The following is an 18,228-nucleotide window of genomic DNA, read 5'->3' on the forward strand; positions in this document are numbered from 1 at the left end:
GCCGACGGCGCGGATCGCGCGCCGCTTCCCGCAAGCCACTGCCGTTGGCGGTCCGGGCTCGTCGCAACGGCCGAGCGAGCGCACTACGTTTCGGGGTGGAGTCAACCAATGTCGAAGAAGTCTTGGTGGTACGCATCGGCGGCCGCTCGCGCGGCCTGGTGCCTGTCGGCCGTGGCCGGCCTGTGCAGCGCGGCGGCGTCCGCGCAGACACCGGACGCCGGCTGGTATTTCGGAATCAAGGGCTACGCCAGCTCGCTGTCGGATTCGGACGGGGAAACCGTCGTGCCGGGTGATCCCGGTTCGCCCGGCTCGCCGTCGGAATCCTGCCTGCTCGGCGACCTGCTCGGTCTGGGCTCGCTGCTCAGTCCGGAAGGCTGCCTCATCGGTCTGATCGGCGGCGGCAATCCGGGCACGGATCCGACCGACCCCACCGCCGGCCAGCGCCTGCGCACCTCGATCAGCTACGACACCGGCTGGGCGACCGAGGTCACGCTGGGTTACCGCACCGAGTCGGGTCTGCGTCCGGAGTTGAGCCTTGCCTACGGCGAGAACGACTGGGACGAGATCACACTGACGACCAGCGGCGGCGTCGGCACGACAGTGCGATCGAGCAGCCAGCTCGAAACCCTGCGCGCGATGGCCAACCTGTGGCAGGACTTCGACCTGGGCCGCGCCCAGCCTTACCTCGGCGGCGGCATCGGCTTCCAGCGCTCCAGCATCGCCGGCGACCAGAGCGCCGACGACAGCGGCATCGGCTGGCAGCTCGGCGCCGGTGTCGGCTTCACCCTGTCGCCGCGCACGGTGCTTTCCGTCGACTACCGCTTTGCCGGCGCCGACGATCCGGAGTACCGCACTGACGACGGCGGCACGCTGAGCACCGAGTACCAGGCGCACAAGGTGGCGCTCGGCCTGCGCTACACCTTCGCCCCGGCCGAGAAGCCCGCCCCGCCGCCCGCCAAGCAGCCGGCGACGGTGCCCTACGAGGCCCCGGTGAAGACACCCACCATCCTGTGCCCGGACACGCCGGCCGGCATTCCGGTCGGGCCCGACAACTGCCCGCTGGACTCGGACGGCGACGGCATTCCCGACTACCTCGACCAGTGCCCGAACACGCCGCCGGGACTCAAGGTGCTGCCGGACGGCTGCGCGCCGCAGGGCGACTGCCGCAAGCCGCGCCCGGGCGAGCGCGTCGACGAGCGCGGCTGCGCGCTGGAAGGCCGGTTCATCCTGCGCGGCGTGAACTTCGAGTTCGACTCGGATCGTCTCACACCCGAGGCGCGGCTGATCCTCAATGACGTGGCCGGTACGCTCAAGGCCTATCCGAGCGTCAACGTCGACGTCGAGGGGCATACCGACTGGATCGGCACCGAGGCCTACAACCTCGGCCTGTCGGAACGCCGCGCCAATGCGGTGAAGCGCTACCTGGTCGACCAAGGCGTCCCGGCCGGCCGCATGCACCCGGTGGGCTACGGCGAGTCGCAGCCGGTGGCGGACAACGAGACCGAGGACGGTCGCGGCGAGAACCGGCGCGTCGAGCTAAAGGTCAACGACTGACGCCGGGCCGGCGTGAGTCTTCGGGCGGGCGCCGCGTCGCGGCGCCCGCCTTTCTCATGGCTGCGATTCGTCGATGGCCGCGTCGATCTGCGACGTGCGCGCATCGTTGGCGTCGAGCGCCTCGTCGACCCGGTCGGCAATCGCGTCGCCGGCGTAGCCGATGGCCTCGGTGTTGCGGATGCCGCGCGTTTCCTCGCGACCTTCGACCGGGTCCTGCGGCGGCGGCGGTTCGCGACCGTCACAGGCGGCCAGCAAGGTGGCGAGCAGCAGCAGGGGTGTCAGGCGCATGGTCGTCTCCGGCGTGAACGGTGCCCATCATGGCGGATCGGGCGGCGGCATTTCATCCCGCACGCGCAGCAACCGCGCGAAACGCGGCAGGCCGGTAGCCGTCAGGCCGTTGTAGCGGTAGGTGACCCAGGTGCCCGGCGGTGGCGGCGACCGGCGCTGGGCGTCCGTGAACCCCGTGCCGAGCCGGAACTCGCGGCCGTCCGTCGCCCGCACACGCAGCGCGCCGAGCATGCCGCGGTAGCGTCCCTGCCCCGGCTCGTGTCCGATCACCTGCGCCTCGGCATCGTCGTGCGCCTTGAGTTTGAGCAGATCCTCGCTGCGCCGCGCCTGACGAAGCGCCGCCGCACGATGCAGCATCAGGCCCTCGCCACCGGCGGAAAGGATGTCGGCGAGCCGCGCCTCCAGCGCGGCCGAACTGTCGAGCCGGAACTGCGCCACCGGCCGCAGCCAGTCGATCCGCAACCTGCCGATGAGGTCGCGCAACGCGGCGAGCCGCTCGTCGAAGGTCCCCGGATGCGCCGGGAGGTCGAAGACCATGTAGCGCACGCGTTGCCAGGCACCGTCCTCGGGCTGCTGCCGGCGGACGATGCCGCTGACCTCGTCGAAGCGCCCGCGCCCGATCCACAGTTCGCCGTCGAGCGGGACGTGCGGCCAGCCGGCGGTGTACCAGTCCGGCGTCCGGATGCGGCGGCCGCCGCGCGTCAGCAGCCGCGATCCATCCCAGTAGCCGCGCACGCCGTCGAGCTTCTCGCTGATCCAGTAGTCGCGAACGTCGACCCCGGCCTCGTAGCGCTGCGCCAGCATCAGCGGCGGCGGAGCCGGCTCGCCGGCCGGTGCGCTCGGCGACATGACCAACAGCACCGCCAGCAGTGTGGCCGCGCGCAAACCCTTGCGGACAGATCGCATGCGCTCCCTCCCCGACGTCGTCGCGTCGTACGGCTTTCGAGCATAGCGCCCGCGCATCGGTGCTCAAGACGCCACTGTGGCGCAGCTCACGGTGCCTGCCGCACAATCGGCCCGCGCCGGACGAGCCGGCAGGGAGACTTCCAGACGATGACCGCAGTCCAGAGCAGCGGCGGCAACTCGCCGCGGCGCGTGTTGTTCGCGAGCCTGATCGGCACGACGATCGAGTTCTTCGACTTCTACATCTACGCGACGGCTGCAGTACTGGTGTTCCCGACGCTGTTCTTTCCCGCCGGCGATCCGACCTCGTCGATGCTGCAGTCGCTGGCGACCTTCGCGCTCGCCTTCTTCGCACGACCGCTCGGCTCGGCGCTGTTCGGCCACTTCGGCGACCGCATCGGTCGCAAGGCGACGCTGGTCGCGGCACTGCTGACGATGGGCCTGTCCACCGTGGTCATCGGACTGCTGCCGACCTACGCACAGGTCGGCGTCGCCGCGCCGCTGTTGCTGGCGCTGTGCCGCTTCGGCCAGGGCCTGGGCCTGGGCGGCGAATGGGGCGGCGCGGTGCTGCTGGCGACCGAGAATGCACCGCCCGGCAAGCGGGCGTGGTACGGCATGTTCCCGCAGCTCGGCGCACCGATCGGCTTCATCGGTTCGAGCGGTATCTTCCTGATCCTGTCCGGCGTGCTCAGCGACGCGCAGTTCTTCGCCTGGGGCTGGCGCATCCCGTTCCTCGCCAGCGCGGTACTGGTCCTGGTCGGCCTGTGGGTACGCCTGAGCATTTCCGAAACGCCGGTGTTCCAGAAGGCGCTCGACCACGAGACCCGCGTGCGCCTGCCGATGGCGAGCGTCATCCGCGATCACAGACGCGCGCTGGTGCTCGGCACGGTGATCGCGCTCGCCACCTTCGTGCTGTTCTACCTGATGACCGTGTTCACGCTGACCTGGGGCACGACCGCGCTCGGTTATTCGCGCAGCGAGTTCCTCGTGCTGCAGCTCGTCGGCATCGTGTTCTTCGGCCTGACCATTCCGTTCTCGGCACGCTATGCCGACCGTCACGGCCGCCGCCGCACCCTGCTGTGGGTCAGCGCCGCGATCGCCGTCTTCGGCCTCGTCCTTGCGCCGCTGCTGCAGGCCGGCACTGCCGGCGTGCTCACAACCCTGATCGTCGGCCTCGCGCTGATGGGCTACACCTACGGACCGCTGGGCACGATCCTGTCGGAGCTCTACCCGACCGCCGTGCGCTATACCGGTTCGTCGCTGAGCTTCAACCTCGCCGGCATCTTCGGCGCCTCGCTGGCGCCGTACATTGCGACCTGGCTCGCCCGCAACCACGGCCTCGAGTTCGTCGGCTACTACCTGTCGGTGGCCGCGCTGCTGAGCTTCGCGGCGATGTGGGCCACGCGCGAGACCCGGGACATGGACTTCGCCGGAAGCGACGGTCGCTGAACCCGCATGCCAGTCTCCGGCCGCCAGCGCTATCTGCTCGCCCTGTTCGCCGCCTACCTGCTGCTGTGGGGCGTTCTGGCGATCGAACCGCACGACCGCAGCGACTGGCTGCTGGAAAATGCGCTGGTGTTCGGCTTCGCGCTGGCGATGTGGGCAGCGCACCGGCGCTTCGTCTTCTCGCGCGTCTCCTACACGCTGATCTTCCTGTTCATGTGCCTGCACGCGTTGGGCTCGCACTACACCTATTCGCTGGTCCCCTACGACGAAGCCTGGCGCCGCCTCACCGGCTCCGGCTTCAATGCGATGTTCGGATGGGAGCGCAATCACTTCGACCGTCTCGTGCATTTCAGCTACGGCCTGCTGCTCGCCTATCCGCTGCGCGAAGTCTTCCTGCGCGTGGCCGACGCACGCGGTTTCTGGGGCTACTTCCTGCCGCTGGACTTCACGCTGTCCACCTCGGCGCTGTACGAGTTGATCGAGTGGGCTGCCGCGGCGTTCTTCGGTGGCGAGCTGGGCGCGGCCTACCTGGGCACGCAGGGCGACGTCTGGGACGCGCACAAGGACATGGCGCTGGCCGGCCTCGGCGCTCTGATCGCGATGCTGGCCACCGCCGCGCTCAACCTGCGCTGGCAGCGCGACTTCGCGCGCGAGTGGTCGGAAAGCCTGCGGGTGAAGGACACGCGCCCCTACGGCGAGGACGAAATCGCGCGATTGCGCGCCCGGCGCTGAGTCAGCCCGCCGGCCGCGCGTAGCTGCCGGTCACGTGCGCGACGACGCGGCCGGGATCGGCGCTGGTGAACAGCCGCACGTCCATGACCACGAGACGACGCCCGAGCTTGAGCAAGCGGGCCTCGGCGTGAACGTCGCCGGGCGCGGCCTTGTTCAGGAAGTTCATGTTGAAGTTCGCGGTCACCGCCATCAGCTCGGGACCGAGGTGCGACAGCACCAGCGCGTACATCGCCGTATCGGCGGCGGCGAACAGTGTCGGCCCGGAGATGACGCCGCCGGGACGTAGCATGCGTCCGCTGTAGGCGATGCGCACGCAGGCCAGGCCGGGCTCGACCCGCTCGACGATCACCCCGGCGGCCGCCGGTAAGCCGCCGCGGATCAGCGCCTGCGTCCGCGCCGCGTCGAGTTTCAGTTCCACAGCAATCCCCTAGCACCGTCGAAGGCGAGCTTGAGCGACAGCACGATCAGTATCCATTTGAACAGCGTGGCGAACTGCGCCTCGCTGACGTGTCCGTTGAGACGCTTGCCGAATGCCGTCCCGGCGATCACCGCCACGCCCAGGCTGGCGAGCAGCAGCGGCTTGGTGAATGCCGAGAAGCCGACGACGCCGTAGGCGATGACGCGCAGCGCGTGGCCCAGCGTCTGTGTGAGCGCGAGCGTGCCGATCGTCGTTTCCTTGCGCCATTCGGGGCGGAAGAACAGCCGGCCGACGACCAGGCCGGTGGCGCCGACGAACATGCCGACGCTGCCGTTGAGCAGGCCCGCCAGCGTGAACGCGGAACGCGGTGGCAAGGCCGCGCGCGCGGCGCGACCGGGTGCGAGCGACGCCAGGATCAGGCCGGCGAGGATCAGGCGCACGACATCGGCATCGACGTCGGCCACGAACGGCGCGACCAGGAAGCTCGCCGGCACCGCGGCCAGCAGGAACCAGCCGGCGGCGTGCCACTCGACATGGCGCAGATAGGCGAAGGTCCGCGAGCTGTTGGCGACGAACTGCACCGCGGCGAACAGGGGCACCGCCTCGGCCGGCGCCATGCCCAGTGCGTAGAACACGCCGATCAGGATGGTGCCGCCACCGAGTCCGGCCACGCCGGACAGCGTCGCCGTGAGAAACCCGACGAGAACGATGGCGATGTCGACGACGTTCATCGCCGCCGGCGAACGTCCTCTCCGTCACGCGGCGGACCGAGGCGCAGCACGCGCTGCCACTGCAGGTAGCTGCGCAGTTCGGCCGCGGTCATCTCGCCGTTGCCGTCGGTGTCGACCTCGGCGAAGACCTCGAGCAGCTCCGGCATGCCGGCGGCGACCTCCTCGCGGTCCAGTGCCTCGTCGCCGTCGGTATCGGCGGCGTCGAACTCGGCGCGCACGGGCGACAGCGCATCGCGGCGCGCATCGGCATAGCCGCCGGCACACCCTGCGACCAGGGGAAGCGTCAGTGCCAGCGGCAATGCGGCGGCACGGGTCCGGCGTGAAATCATGCGGCGGGAGTCGAGGTCATGCGCTCACCAGCGTGGTCGCCAGCATGAGCATCAGGCCCATGCCGACGATGTCGGTGAAGGTGGTCAGGAAGATGCTGCTGGCCGTGGCCGGGTCGGCGCCGAAGCGGCGCAGCGTGATCGGCACGAGCACGCCGAAGATGCCGCTGCTGGTGCAGGCGCCGACCATCGCGATCAGGATCGTCAGCGCCAGCATCGGCGCGCCGGCGGCGCCGGTCTGCGCGGCGTAGAGCCACATTGCGGCGCCGGCGACCAGGCCCACCAGCAGACCGTTGAGCGCACCGAGCAGCGCCTCCTTGCGCAGCACGCGGGCGATCGGCTGGTCCTTCATGTCGCCGAGCGTCAGCCCGCGCAGCGTGATCGCCAGCGCCTGGCTGCCGGTGTTGCCGCTCTGCCCGGCAAGGACCGGCAGGAAGGCGGCAAGGGCGACGATGCGCGTGATCGTGTCCTCGAACAGGCCGACGACGAAGGCGGCCGCGAACGCCGTCACCAGGTTGATCTGCAGCCACGGATGGCGCATGCGGAACGCCTCCCAGAAACCGGTGTAGACGCGCTCGTCCTTGTCGACACCGACCATCTGGCCGGTCTGTGCCGTGATCTCGATCGCCTGCCGCTCGAACAGGCGCCAGCCGCGCACCACTCCGCGCAGGCGGCCGTCGCCATCGACGACCGGGTAGACCGGGTAGTGCCGGTGCACCGCTGCGGTGATCGCGTCGCCGGCGTCCATCTGCTCGGTCAGCGCGAACGGCGACGGCAGCATGATCTCGCTCAGCGGCTGGTCCGGCGACGCCAGCAGCAGGTCGCGGATCACCACCAGGCCGGTGAGCCGCTCGTCGCCGTCGACGGCGTACAGGTAGGTGATCTGGCGCGCGTTGTCGCTGTTGCGCAGATACTCGATGGCGTCCTGCACCGTGGCCTGCTCCGGCAGCAGGCCGAGCGCCGGCTCCATCAGCTCGGCGACCGTGCCGGGAATCTCCAGCTCGGTCGTGTTCGTCAGCTCGGCGTTCTCGCGCAGCGCCGGCGGCAGGTGGGCGACGATGTCGTCGGCGAGGCCGCGCGGCAGCTCGTCGAGCACCGCGGAGACGGTCTGCGCCGACTCGCGCGACAGCAGCACCGCGCCATCGAGCGGCACCCGCGCAGCAACCGCACGCACCAAGTCCCTGATCCGCTGCGATTCTTCCATGTGCTTCTCCCGGACACCCGGCGCTCGCCGGGCCGGACGCATTCTGACAGCACGCGCGCACGACGGCAGCGAAGCCACCGACGGCCGATCGCCGATGCCGTGGATTGACAGCCGCCCCGCAGCGTTCATACTGGTTGGTATGTAACGAGATCCGCGATGAACCAGCCTGCCCGCCGCCAGCCCGACCGCACCCGCCAGACGCTGCTCGAATGCGCCTTCGAGGAGATGCACCGCTCGGGCTTCCGCGCCGCCAGCCTCGACGCGATTCTCGAATCCAGCGGGGTCACCAAGGGCGCGCTCTACCATCACTTCGGCAGCAAGACCGCGCTCGGCTACGCCGTGGTGGAGGAAGTGGTGCGCCCCTGGGTCGAGGCATCCTGGCGTCCGGTGCTCGAGGCCGGCGACTGCATCGCCGCCGCGGTGGCCGTGTGCCAGGAGCTGACCCGGCAGCGCACCGTGCGCGCCATCGAGTACGGCTGCCCGTTCAACAATCTCATCAACGAGATGTCGCCGGTCGACGAGGGCTTCCGCAAGCGTCTGCAACAGATCCTCGACGACTGGCGCGAAGGCATCGTCGCCGCGTTGCGCAAAGGACAGGCGCAGGGCGTCGTGCGCGCCGACGTCGTCGCCGAGGACGCCGCGGCGTTCATCATCTCCGCCGTCGAAGGCTGCGTCGGCATGGCCAAGTCCAAGCGCTCGCGCGAGTTCCTCGAATCGGGGATGCGCGGGCTCATCGCCTATCTCGAAACCCTGCGCTCCCGGTCATCGCGCTAGCGTCGTCACGGAGAACCCCCCATGGAGTCCACGCCCGCATCCGGCCGGCCGCTGCCGCGCCACGAACGCTGGATCGTCGCCTACGCCCAGTGGATCGTCCGCTGGCGTTGGTGGGTCCTGCTGTTGTCGCTGCTGTGCCTCGTCGCGCTGGGCGCCGGCGCGCGGCTGCTGACGTTCTCCACCGACTACCGCGTCTACTTCGGCCCGCACAATCCGCAGCTGCTGGCCTTCGACGAGATCCAGAACGTCTACAGCAAGAATGACAACATCCTGCTGATGTTCGAGCCGCGCGACGGCGACGTGTTCTCGCCGCGGGTGCTCGAGGCGGTTCGCGAATTCACCGAGCGCGCCTGGCAGCTGCCGTTCGTGCTGCGCGTCGACTCGATCACCAACTTCCAGCATACGCAGGCGGCCGGCGACGACCTCGCCGTCGAGGCGCTGCTGCCGGACGACGCCGGGATCACGCCCGAGCGCATCGCGCACATTCGCGAGGTCGCACTCGCCGAGCCGGTCCTGATCGGGCGGCTGATCTCGGACAGCGGCCACGTCACCGCCGTCAACATCACCTCGCAGTTCCCGCCGTTCGACGAGCTGACGCAGAAGGAGCTGCCCGAGGCGGTGGCCGCGACGCGCGCGCTGCGCGACGACATCCTCGACGAGTACCCCGAGATCGCGCGCATCTCGATGACCGGCTCGAACATGATGTCCAACGCCTTCACCGAGGCGGCGGCGGGCGACATGAAGTCGCTGGTGCCGGCGATGTACCTGATGATCGTGGTCATCACCTGGCTGATGCTGCGCTCGGGCTCGGCGACCTTCGCGACCTTCGTCGTCATCATCCTCGCCGCGGCGTCGGCGATGGGACTGGCCGGCTACGTCGGCATCCAGCTCACGCCGCCCTCGGCAGCGAGTCCGCAGATCATCACGACGCTCGCCGTGGCCGACTCGATCCACATCTGCGTGACGCTGATCGCGCTGATGCGCGCCGGCCGCGCGAAAACGGATGCGCTGGTCGAGTCGATGCGGCTGAACTTCGTGCCGGTGCTGCTGACCTCGATCACGACCTCGATCGGCTTTCTCGCCGTCAACCTCACCGACTCGCCGCCGCTCAAGGATCTCGCCAACATCTCGGCGATGGGCGTGATGCTGGCGTGGTTCTACTCGGTGTTCACCCTGCCGGCGATGCTGGCGATCCTGCCGCTGAGCGTCCGCCGCACCGGCGACAGCCGCAGCGGCGCGCTGACGCGCTTTCTCGACGGCGCCGGCGAGTTCGTCGTGCGGCGGCGCACGCCGGTGTTCTGGAGTGCGCTGCTGATCTCGGCGGGTCTCACGGTGCTGGCCTTCCGCAACGAGGGCAACGACCTGTTCGCCCACTACTTCGGACCGAGCATCACCTTCCGCGCCGACAGCGACCGCATCGCCGAGAACCTCACCGGCCTGTACTCGATGGAGTTCTCGCTGCGCTGCGGCGACGCCGAATGCGTCTCCGACCCCGAGTACCTGCGCGTGCTCGAGGACTTCACCGCCTGGTGGCGCGAACAGCCCGAGGTGCTCTACGTCGGCACGCTGACCGACATCTTCAAGAAGCTCAACAAGAGCATGAACGGCGACGATCCGGCGTTCTACCGCCTGCCGGAGCAGTCCGACCTGTCGGCGCAGTACCTGCTGCTCTACGAGCTCTCGCTGCCGTTCGGACTCGATCTCAACAACACGATCAACATCGACAAGTCGTCGTCGCGCTACATCGTGATCTTCGAGCATCTCAAGTCGAAGCACACGCGTGCGATCGAGGCCTCGGCGCGGCAGTGGCTGGAAACGAACGCGCCGGAGATGGCCACGCACGGCACCTCGCCCGCCGTCATGTTCGCGCATATCTCGAAGCGCAACCTGGAATCCAACTTCCTGTCGCTGCCGCTGTCGCTGACGTGCATCTCGCTGCTGCTGCTGCCGGCGCTGCGCTCCTGGCGGATCGGCGCGGTGTCGGTCGTACCGAACCTGCTGCCGCTGGGCGCCGCCTTCGGCGTCTGGGCGCTGATCAGCGGCGAAGTCAATTTCACGATGGCCATCGTGCTCAACATGACCGTCGGCATCATCGTCGACAACACCATCCACTTCCTCAGCAAGTACCTGCGGGCGCGTCGGGAACTCGGCTATGCACCGGAAGCGGCGGTACGCCACAGCTTCCACAGCGTCGGCGCCGCACTGGTCGTGACCACGTTGATCCTCGTGTCCGGTTTCATGATCCTGTCGATGTCAGCCTTCCTGCCGAACAGCGGCATGGCCCGGCTGACGGCGATCGGCATCGTTGCCGCCCTGCTGATCGATCTGCTGCTGCTGCCGACCCTGCTGCTGAAGGTCGACCGCGCACCCGCCAATGCACCCAAGAAGGAGCTTTCCGATGAAGCGCTTGCCACGCCTTGACGTCACGCTCGCCGCCGCACTGCTGAGCGTTCTGCTCGCGAACCCCGCTGCCGCCGAGACCCCCGAGGAGAAGGGCCTCGCGATCGCCCAGGAAGCCGACCGTCGCGACGAGGGCTACGAGGACAGCGCCGCGACGATGCAGATGATCCTGCGCAACCGCCAGGGCGAGGAAGCCACGCGCGAGATCCGCTCGCGCGCGCTCGAAGTCGCGGACGACGGCGACAAGTCGCTGATCATCTTCGACGAGCCCAAGGACGTCGAAGGCACCGCGCTGCTGACCTGGTCGCACAAGGTCGAGGATGACGATCGCTGGCTGTACCTGCCGGCGCTCAAGCGCGTAAAGCGCATTGCCGGCAACAACAAGTCCGGCCCGTTCATGGGCAGCGAGTTCGCGTTCGAGGACCTGGGCTCGCAAGAAGTCGAGAAGTACACCTACCAGTACCTGCGCGACGAGGCCTGCGGCGACCAGACCTGCTTCGTCGTCGAGCGCTATCCGGTCGACAAGAACTCCGGCTACACGCGGCAGGTGATGTGGATCGACCAGACCGAGTACCGGGCGCAGAAGATCGAGTTCTACGACCGCAAGAAGTCGCTGCTCAAGACGCTGGAGTTCAAGGACTACGCGCAGTACCTGGACCAGTACTGGCGCCCGGCGCGCATGGACATGGTCAACCACCAGACCGGCAAGTCGACGACGCTGCTGTTCCGTGACTACCGCTTCCGCAACGGCTACAGCGACCGCGACTTCGATCAGGCCAGCCTGAAGACGGCTCGCTAGCAGGAACCGGAACCTGTAGGAGCGCCTTCGGGCGCGACATCCCGATGAGCGCAGGCCGCGGCCGCGCCTGAAGGCGCTCCTACAATGCGACAAGCGACCGAGGGGAAACGCATGACCCGCATCATCTGCGGTGCACTCGCTGCGCTGCCGCTGCTTGCTGCAGCCGACGACGGCACGCTCAAGCTCACCGCCGAACTGTCGAGCGAGGCGCGCTGGTACGTGCAGGATGCCGCCTGGCCGGAACAGAGTGCGGACGAGGTCGGCGTCTCGTTCTCGCTGCTGCCGGAGCTGTACTACGCCTGGAACCGCGACACCAGCGTCACCGTGCGGCCGTTCGCCCGCTGGGATTCGATCGACGACGAGCGCTCGCACCTCGACCTGCGCGAACTGATGCTGCAGCACCGCTTCGGCAACTTCGATCTGCGCGCCGGCGTCGGCCGCGTGTTCTGGGGCGTGACCGAGTCGGTGCACCTGGTCGACATCGTCAACCAGACCGACCTGGTCGAGAACCCGGACGGCGAGGACAAGCTCGGCCAGCCGATGCTGAGCCTGGCGTGGACCACGGACTACGGCAGCTTCACCGGCTACGTGCTGCCGTATTTCCGCGAGCGCACGCTGCCGGGTCCGGATGCGCGACTGCGTGCGCCACTGCCGGTGGCGATCGACGATGCCGTCTACGAATCCTCGGAAGAGGAGAAGCACGTCGACGCCGCCGTGCGCTGGAGCCTGTCGACGTCGCTGCTCGACGTCGGCCTGTCGCACTTCTCCGGCACCGCACGCGATCCGCGTTTCGAGATCGCGCCGACCCCGGACGGCGCGGTGCTGGTGCCGGTGTACGACCAGATCGAACAGACCGGACTCGACCTCAACGTCGTCACCGGCGGATGGATCTGGAAGCTCGAAGCCATCCACCAGACCAACTGCATCGAGGACTTCACCGCGGCGGCCGGCGGCTTCGAGTACACCTTCTCGGCGCCGTTCGGCACCGGCTGGGATGTCGGCGCGCTGGCGGAGTTCCTGTGGGACGAGCGCGGCAGTGACAGTCCGTCGCCGTTCCAGCGCGACCTGTTCGTCGGCACCCGCATCGCGGCGAACGATGTCGCCGGCACCGAGCTGCTCGCCGGCGCGATCGTCGACACCGAACGCGGCGGCGCCTTCGGCAACATCGAGGCGAGCCGGCGCATCGGCAACGGCGGCAAGCTGGTCGTGGAGATGCGGCTGTTCATGGACGCCGACGAGGACGACCCGCTGTACTTCTTCCGCCGCGACGACTACCTGCAGCTCGAATACATCCGCTACTTCTGAGGCGTTCCGCCATGTACACCCTCCACGGCATGACCGGCAGCGGCAATTGCTACAAGCCGGCGCTGCTGATGACGCAGCTCGGCATCGCCTTCCGCTGGATCGAGGTCGATCTGCTCCAGGGGGCGACGCGTACACCCGCGTTCCTGGCGCTGAACCCGAACGGCAAGGTGCCGCTGCTCGAACTGCCGGACGGTCGCCGCCTCGCCGAATCCAACGCGATGCTGTGCTATCTCGCGGAAGGCACGCCGCTGCTGCCGGCCGACCGGTACGCGCGCGCCAAGGTGTTCGAATGGCTGTTCTTCGAGCAGTACAGCCACGAGCCGTTCATCGCTACGGTGCGTTTCTGGGTGCATTACCTGAACGAGGCCGAGTCCCGGCGCGAGAGGATCGCCGAGGCGATGCCGCGCGGCTACGCCGCCCTCGGCGTCATGGAGCAGCAGCTCGCGCACACGCCGTTTCTCACCGGCGCCGATTACACGATCGCCGACATCGCGCTGTATGCGTACACGCACGTCGCCCACCAGGGCGGCTACAGGCTCGACGACTACCCGGCGATCCGCGCGTGGTTGCAGCGCGTCGCGCAGCAGCCTGGCTACGTCGCGATGGAGCTCCGCGCCTAGAAGCGGCCTAGAACCGATAGTGCAGCCCGAGGTTGACGACCGGGAAGTAGCGCAGGTCGGCGAGGCTGTCCTCCAGCTCGCGCGCCTCGTCCTCGAGCTCGGCACGGAACGTCGCTGCGCGCGGATCGTTCGGATCGGACACGTCGAAGCCGAACAGGCCATCCGGGTCGCAGGACAGCAGGGTCGACTCGCAAGCACGGCCCCGGGCGCTGAGCGAGACGCCCGGCGCGTCGGCGAGCATCACGCCGATCTCGACGCTGAGGCCGAAGCCGCGACCCGAGGGGCTGCCGCCCCAGCCGATGCCGAGGAACGGCGCCACGCCACCCAGGTCGACGTCTCCGTCGATGCGGCCGCTCGCCGTGTACTCGCGTGCGCCGACGTCGATGCGTTCGTTCTCGCCGTCAGCGACCAGATCGATGTCCGACGGCCGCCCGTAGACGCCGGCGGTGAGCCGGAAGGTGCCGCCGAACGGATGGAAATCGAGCATGCCGACCGGCGTGCCGTACCGCAGCGTCGCGTCGTAGTCGATGCCATCCTCTTCGAGACCGAGCGTGAAGCCGCCGACGCTGATGCCGCCGCGCAGGGCGAAGCGCTCGCCCAGCGGGTGCGCGTACTCGAGACCGATGCCGCCGCTGCCGGCGCGCAGGCCGACCGCGGAGGCGCGGGCGTCGTCCGCCCACGCCGGCGCCGCGCCGGCCAGCGCGAGCGCGAGCACGACCCGGCCGGCCAGCCGTGCGCCCGTCGCCCGCAGTCCTCCGGCCGGCCTCATGCGGATACACCGGACCGCACGGCGGCGAGCCCGCTGCCGGCCTGGACCACGCCGGTCACGCGGCGCTGCGGCTGCTCGACGTCGCGGTAGATCACGAGAAACCCCCTGCGGGTCACGCCATCCTCGGCACGGATCGACGAGGTGGTGCGCTGGTAACGCCGCCCGCCGTACTCGAGCTGCGTGTTCTCGCGTATCCACTGGTAGCGCAGCCGCGAATGCACCGGGTGCGGACAGGCGGCATCGACATGATCCCACCACGCGAGTTCGAGCTTGCGGAATTCGGGGAGCGGCGGCATCGCGTGCAGGTGGATCGGGCGGGACGCCGACGGCGCGGTCGGCGGCCAGCGAGTCTGCCGCGCTTGTGTGACGCCCCGGCGTCCGGCCTGCCCCACCGAGACGGCGACGTTCACCACGTTGACGCCAGATGGATCACGAAGTCCGGCGAGGACTTGGTGATCGGATCTTCCTGCACGGCGAGGTTCCACCAGATGCCGCCCGGGCTGCGATAGCGGAAACCGAAGACCACCTGCAGGCCGCTGCGGGTGAAGGCGTCGAGATCGCTGTCGTCGTAGAGCGGTCCGTGTGCGTAGAGCTGGGCACCGGCCTGCAGGGACGGCAGCAGGGCGTAGCCCAGCGACGCCCAGCCGAACGGCACCAGGGTCTTCTGCCGATCCTCGACCGGGCCGTCGCCGCGGACTGCACCGGCCCCGGCCGCGAACGCGCCACTCCAGCGCTGTGTTCCTCCGAGCGCGTAGGCGCGCTCGTACCAGGCCGACAGCCCCGCGCCGCCACCGAGCAGGCGGTCGGCGTCGCCGGTGGGCAGCTGCGCGAGCGCGCGCCAGCAGCCCCCGCCGTCGGCGCAGCGGGCAAGCCCGAGGCGGATGTCGCCGATCGCCGCATCGCTGCCGCCGATGTCGAAGACCGTCTCGCCGGGCGGCTGGCCGCCGCGCTGGTACTGGTAGCGATACTGGTCACGCGGAATCTGGTCGCGGCCGCCGTTGGGCAGGCCGAACCAGTCGTGCCAGTTCTCGATCATCGAATCGAGCACGCCGCCGCCGGTCACCAGCAGCGGCAGCTCCGCGCTCCACTGCATGCCCGCCCAGGTCCAGCGCTGCTGCAGCCCCAGCCGCAAGATTTCGCCGTCGAGCAGCAGGAACTCGTCGCCGGCCTGCTCGAAATGGCTCTCGCTGGTCCAGTCCAGCGTCAGGCGCCCGCCGTCCGCGGCGTCGCCCTCGGGCGCCGGCAGCGGCGCATGCCGCGCCAGCGCGGCCTGGTTGAAGGCCGGAAAAACAAAGGCTTCACTGGCTGCGGCGACGGGCACGACCAGCGCCAGCAATGCGGCCGGCAGGGCCGGCAGGCGTCGGAACATCGGCATCCCTGAGCGTCGAAAAGGCAGGGCATTGTGCCCGGATTCGGACGAAACCTCGTCCGTTCGCGGCGGTGTGGGCACAGGATCGATCTGCTAGCATCCCGGCCCTTGTCTGTACAGCGGGTCTGTGAGTGTCATGCGCTTCGTTACCGAAAATACCCGGATCGGCTCGGTCCGCGAGGTTTCCACGCCGGCCGAGATCCAGGCGGAACTGCCCTTGACCGATGCGGCGTCGAAAACCGTCTTCGACGCCCGCGGCGAGATCCAGGACATCCTCTACGGTCGCGACGACCGTCTGCTGGTCGTCGTCGGCCCCTGCTCGATCCATGACACCCAGGCCGCGATCGAGTACGCGCAGCGCCTGCTGCCGGCGCGCCAGCATCTCGCCAGCCACCTGCTCGTGGTCATGCGCGTCTACTTCGAGAAGCCGCGCACCACGGTCGGCTGGAAAGGCCTGATCAACGACCCGGACCTCGACGACAGCTTCGACATCAACAAGGGCCTGCGCGTCGGTCGCGAGCTGCTGCTCAAGCTCAATGAGATGGGCGTGCCCGCCGGCGTGGAGTACCTCGACATCCTGACGCCGCAGTACCTCACCGATCTGGTGGCCTGGGGCGCCATCGGCGCGCGGACGACCGAATCGCAGCTGCATCGCGAGCTGGCCTCGGCGCTGTCGTGCCCGGTCGGCTTCAAGAACGGCACCGAGGGCAGCGTCAAGGTCGCCGTCGACGCGGTGATGTCGGCCGCGCATCCGCACCGCTTCCTGTCGCTGACGCATCAGGGCCACTCGGCGATCTTCGAAACCACCGGCAACAAGGACTGCCACATCATCCTGCGCGGCGGCAGCGCCGGCACCAACTACGACGCCAAGAGCGTCGACGCCGCCTGTGCCGCGCTGACCAAGGCCGGCCTGCGGCCGCAGGTGATGATCGACTTCTCGCACGCCAACTCGAACAAGCAGCACAAGCGGCAGATCACCGTCGGCCAGGACGTCGCCCACCAGATCGCCGGCGGCGACGATCGCATCATGGGCGTGATGATCGAATCGCACCTGGTCGAAGGCCGTCAGGAGATCGGCCCGCGTGACGCGATGACCTACGGCCAGTCGATCACCGACGCCTGCATCCACTGGGACGACACCGCCGAGCTGCTGCGGCATCTCGCCAACGCCGTCGAGCAGCGCCGCCTGCGGCAGGCGCGCAGCGCCTGACGCGCGCCGAGCAGCACGAACGCCCGCCACCGCGCGGGCGTTTTCGTTTCCGGCGCTGCCTACAATGGTCGTGTTCCCGCCATCCGCACGCGATGCTCCAACCGTCGGCCACCGATCTGCCCACCTCGCGCGAAGCCTGCCGCGCGCTGGACGCGGCCGATCCGCTGGCCGCCGCGCGCGCGGCCTTCGTGCTGCCGCCCGATGTGATCTACCTCGACGGCAACTCGCTGGGTCCGATGCCGGCCGCGACCCGCGCGCGACTCCAGCAGGCGCTGGACGACGAATGGAGCCGGCAGCTGGTCGGCGCCTGGAACGGCGCCGGCTGGATCGACCTCGCCCCGCGTGTCGCCGCCGGCATCGCCGGACTGATCGGCGCCCATGCCGACGAGGTCGCCGTGGCCGACTCGACCTCGGTCAACCTGTTCAAGCTGCTGGGCATCGCACTGCGGCTGCGGCCGTCCCGGCGCACCATCCTCACCGAGACCGGCAACTTCCCGACCGATCGCTACGTCGCCGAGGGCCTCGCCGGCTGGACCGGCGAGCACCGGCTGCGCAGCGTCGACCGCGAGCGGCTCGCCGCCGATCCGGCGTCGGCGATCGACGACGACACCGCGGTGCTGACACTCAGCCACGTCGACTACCGCAGCGGCGCGATGCACGACCTGGCGCGCATCACCGCGGCGGCGCACGCGCGCGGCGCGCTGGTGCTGTGGGACCTCGCGCACTCGACCGGTGCCGTCCCGGTCGATCTGGAGGCCGCGCAGGCGGACTTCGCCGTGGGCTGCGGCTACAAGTACCTCAACGGCGGTCCCGGCGCGCCGGCCTTCGCCTATCTCGCGCGCAGCTGGCATGCACAGGCGCGCTCGCCGCTCACCGGCTGGTTCGGCCACCGCGAGCCGTTCGCCTTTGCGCCGGACTACGCGCCCGCCACGGCCGCCGGGCAACTGCAGTGCGGCACGCCGCCCATCCTCAGCCTGCTGTCACTCGATGTCGGCGTGCAACTGCTCGCCGGTCTCGACGGCGCGGCGCTGCGGGCGAAATCGCTGGCGCTGACCGACCTGTTCATCGCGCGCTGCCTGCCGTGGCTCGGCGAGCACGGCCTGGAACTGGTGACGCCGCAGGCGCACGCGCAGCGCGGTTCGCAGGTGAGCCTGCGGCACGCGCGGGCCTGGCCCATCTGCCAGGCGCTGATCGAATCCGGGGTCGTCGGCGACTTTCGCGCGCCCGACATCCTGCGCCTGGGCTTCGCGCCGGCCTACCTGCGCCACGTCGACGCCTGGGACGCCGCCGAACGCCTGCACGCGATCATGCGCGCCGGTATCTGGCAGGATGCGCGCTTCGATCGGCAGCGGCGCGTGACCTGAGGCCGCGACCTGGGGA

Annotated in this window: 19 protein-coding genes; 10 read left to right on the plus strand and 9 right to left on the minus strand. The window is 69.4% G+C overall.

The window, feature by feature from the left end; all coding sequences use genetic code 11:
- The first annotated feature begins 108 nt into the window (after nucleotides 1–108).
- Nucleotides 109–1,554 carry an OmpA family protein gene (locus C8D93_RS21145; protein WP_110265748.1) on the plus strand — a complete coding sequence of 482 codons (1,446 nt, stop codon included), beginning with the start codon at nucleotides 109–111 and terminating at the stop codon, nucleotides 1,552–1,554.
- Nucleotides 1,555–1,608: 54 nt separating this feature from the next.
- Here C8D93_RS21145 and C8D93_RS13635 read toward each other — a convergent pair whose 3' ends face one another.
- Entirely contained in the window at nucleotides 1,609–1,842 is a 234-nt protein-coding gene (locus C8D93_RS13635) for a hypothetical protein (protein WP_110265749.1), read from the minus strand.
- A gap of 27 nt (nucleotides 1,843–1,869) precedes the next feature.
- Entirely contained in the window at nucleotides 1,870–2,748 is an 879-nt protein-coding gene (locus C8D93_RS13640) for a DNA ligase (RefSeq protein ID WP_110265750.1), read from the minus strand.
- Nucleotides 2,749–2,895: 147 nt separating this feature from the next.
- On the opposite strand from C8D93_RS13640, the gene C8D93_RS13645 reads away from it, so the two are divergent.
- The gene (locus tag C8D93_RS13645) at nucleotides 2,896–4,194 is read left to right on the plus strand and encodes an MFS transporter (RefSeq protein ID WP_110265751.1); all 1,299 of its coding nucleotides are present in this window, start codon (nucleotides 2,896–2,898) and stop codon (nucleotides 4,192–4,194) included.
- Between the two features lie 6 nt (nucleotides 4,195–4,200).
- Nucleotides 4,201–4,923, plus strand: a complete 723-nt coding sequence (locus C8D93_RS13650; RefSeq protein WP_110265752.1) for a DUF2238 domain-containing protein — start codon at nucleotides 4,201–4,203, stop codon at nucleotides 4,921–4,923.
- Between the two features lies 1 nt (nucleotide 4,924).
- Here C8D93_RS13650 and C8D93_RS13655 read toward each other — a convergent pair whose 3' ends face one another.
- From C8D93_RS13655 to C8D93_RS13670, 4 genes are read right to left on the minus strand one after another with little or no spacing between them, the layout of a single operon-like run.
- Complete coding sequence (locus C8D93_RS13655; RefSeq protein WP_110265805.1) at nucleotides 4,925–5,335, minus strand: PaaI family thioesterase; 411 nt, start codon at nucleotides 5,333–5,335, stop codon at nucleotides 4,925–4,927.
- Nucleotides 5,332–6,072, minus strand: a complete 741-nt coding sequence (locus C8D93_RS13660) for a sulfite exporter TauE/SafE family protein (protein WP_110265753.1) — start codon at nucleotides 6,070–6,072, stop codon at nucleotides 5,332–5,334. The genes C8D93_RS13655 and C8D93_RS13660 overlap by 4 nt, the downstream gene beginning before the upstream one ends.
- On the minus strand, nucleotides 6,069–6,401 hold the full coding sequence (locus C8D93_RS13665) for an EF-hand domain-containing protein (RefSeq protein ID WP_146216608.1): 333 nt from the start codon (nucleotides 6,399–6,401) through the stop codon (nucleotides 6,069–6,071). Before C8D93_RS13665 ends, C8D93_RS13660 begins: the two co-directional genes overlap by 4 nt.
- A 16-nt stretch (nucleotides 6,402–6,417) precedes the next feature.
- Nucleotides 6,418–7,602 (minus strand): magnesium transporter, encoded by a 1,185-nt coding sequence (locus tag C8D93_RS13670; RefSeq protein ID WP_110265755.1) that lies wholly within the window; start codon nucleotides 7,600–7,602, stop codon nucleotides 6,418–6,420.
- Between the two features lie 156 nt (nucleotides 7,603–7,758).
- Between C8D93_RS13670 and C8D93_RS13675 the strand changes: the two genes are divergently transcribed.
- From C8D93_RS13675 to C8D93_RS13695, 5 genes are all read left to right on the plus strand, one after another.
- Entirely contained in the window at nucleotides 7,759–8,376 is a 618-nt protein-coding gene (locus C8D93_RS13675; RefSeq protein ID WP_110265756.1) for a TetR/AcrR family transcriptional regulator, read from the plus strand.
- Nucleotides 8,377–8,397: 21 nt separating this feature from the next.
- A complete protein-coding gene (locus C8D93_RS13680; protein WP_110265757.1) occupies nucleotides 8,398–10,797 on the plus strand; it encodes an efflux RND transporter permease subunit in 2,400 nt (799 codons plus the stop codon).
- A complete protein-coding gene (locus C8D93_RS13685) occupies nucleotides 10,775–11,575 on the plus strand; it encodes an outer membrane lipoprotein-sorting protein (protein ID WP_110265758.1) in 801 nt (266 codons plus the stop codon). The genes C8D93_RS13680 and C8D93_RS13685 overlap by 23 nt, the downstream gene beginning before the upstream one ends.
- A 111-nt stretch (nucleotides 11,576–11,686) precedes the next feature.
- Complete coding sequence (locus C8D93_RS13690) at nucleotides 11,687–12,880, plus strand: hypothetical protein (protein WP_110265759.1); 1,194 nt, start codon at nucleotides 11,687–11,689, stop codon at nucleotides 12,878–12,880.
- A gap of 11 nt (nucleotides 12,881–12,891) precedes the next feature.
- Nucleotides 12,892–13,500, plus strand: a complete 609-nt coding sequence (locus C8D93_RS13695; RefSeq protein WP_110265760.1) for a glutathione S-transferase family protein — start codon at nucleotides 12,892–12,894, stop codon at nucleotides 13,498–13,500.
- Between the two features lie 7 nt (nucleotides 13,501–13,507).
- Here the strand turns inward: C8D93_RS13695 and C8D93_RS13700 are convergent, their stop codons facing one another.
- The 3 genes from C8D93_RS13700 to C8D93_RS13710 form a co-directional block, all read right to left on the minus strand.
- Complete coding sequence (locus C8D93_RS13700; protein WP_110265761.1) at nucleotides 13,508–14,269, minus strand: hypothetical protein; 762 nt, start codon at nucleotides 14,267–14,269, stop codon at nucleotides 13,508–13,510.
- The gene (locus C8D93_RS13705; RefSeq protein WP_146216609.1) at nucleotides 14,266–14,565 is read right to left on the minus strand and encodes a hypothetical protein; all 300 of its coding nucleotides are present in this window, start codon (nucleotides 14,563–14,565) and stop codon (nucleotides 14,266–14,268) included. The genes C8D93_RS13700 and C8D93_RS13705 overlap by 4 nt, the downstream gene beginning before the upstream one ends.
- A gap of 110 nt (nucleotides 14,566–14,675) precedes the next feature.
- Nucleotides 14,676–15,638, minus strand: coding sequence for a DUF3187 family protein (locus C8D93_RS13710; RefSeq protein ID WP_170124029.1), 963 nt, complete (start codon nucleotides 15,636–15,638; stop codon nucleotides 14,676–14,678).
- Between the two features lie 136 nt (nucleotides 15,639–15,774).
- Between C8D93_RS13710 and C8D93_RS13715 the strand changes: the two genes are divergently transcribed.
- A complete protein-coding gene (locus C8D93_RS13715) occupies nucleotides 15,775–16,848 on the plus strand; it encodes a 3-deoxy-7-phosphoheptulonate synthase (protein ID WP_110265764.1) in 1,074 nt (357 codons plus the stop codon).
- A gap of 92 nt (nucleotides 16,849–16,940) precedes the next feature.
- Complete coding sequence (gene kynU, locus C8D93_RS13720) at nucleotides 16,941–18,212, plus strand: kynureninase (RefSeq protein WP_110265765.1); 1,272 nt, start codon at nucleotides 16,941–16,943, stop codon at nucleotides 18,210–18,212.
- The last annotated feature ends 16 nt before the right edge of the window (nucleotides 18,213–18,228 follow it).

The organism is Sinimarinibacterium flocculans (assembly GCF_003201205.1).
GTDB lineage: Bacteria > Pseudomonadota > Gammaproteobacteria > Nevskiales > Nevskiaceae > Solimonas > Solimonas flocculans.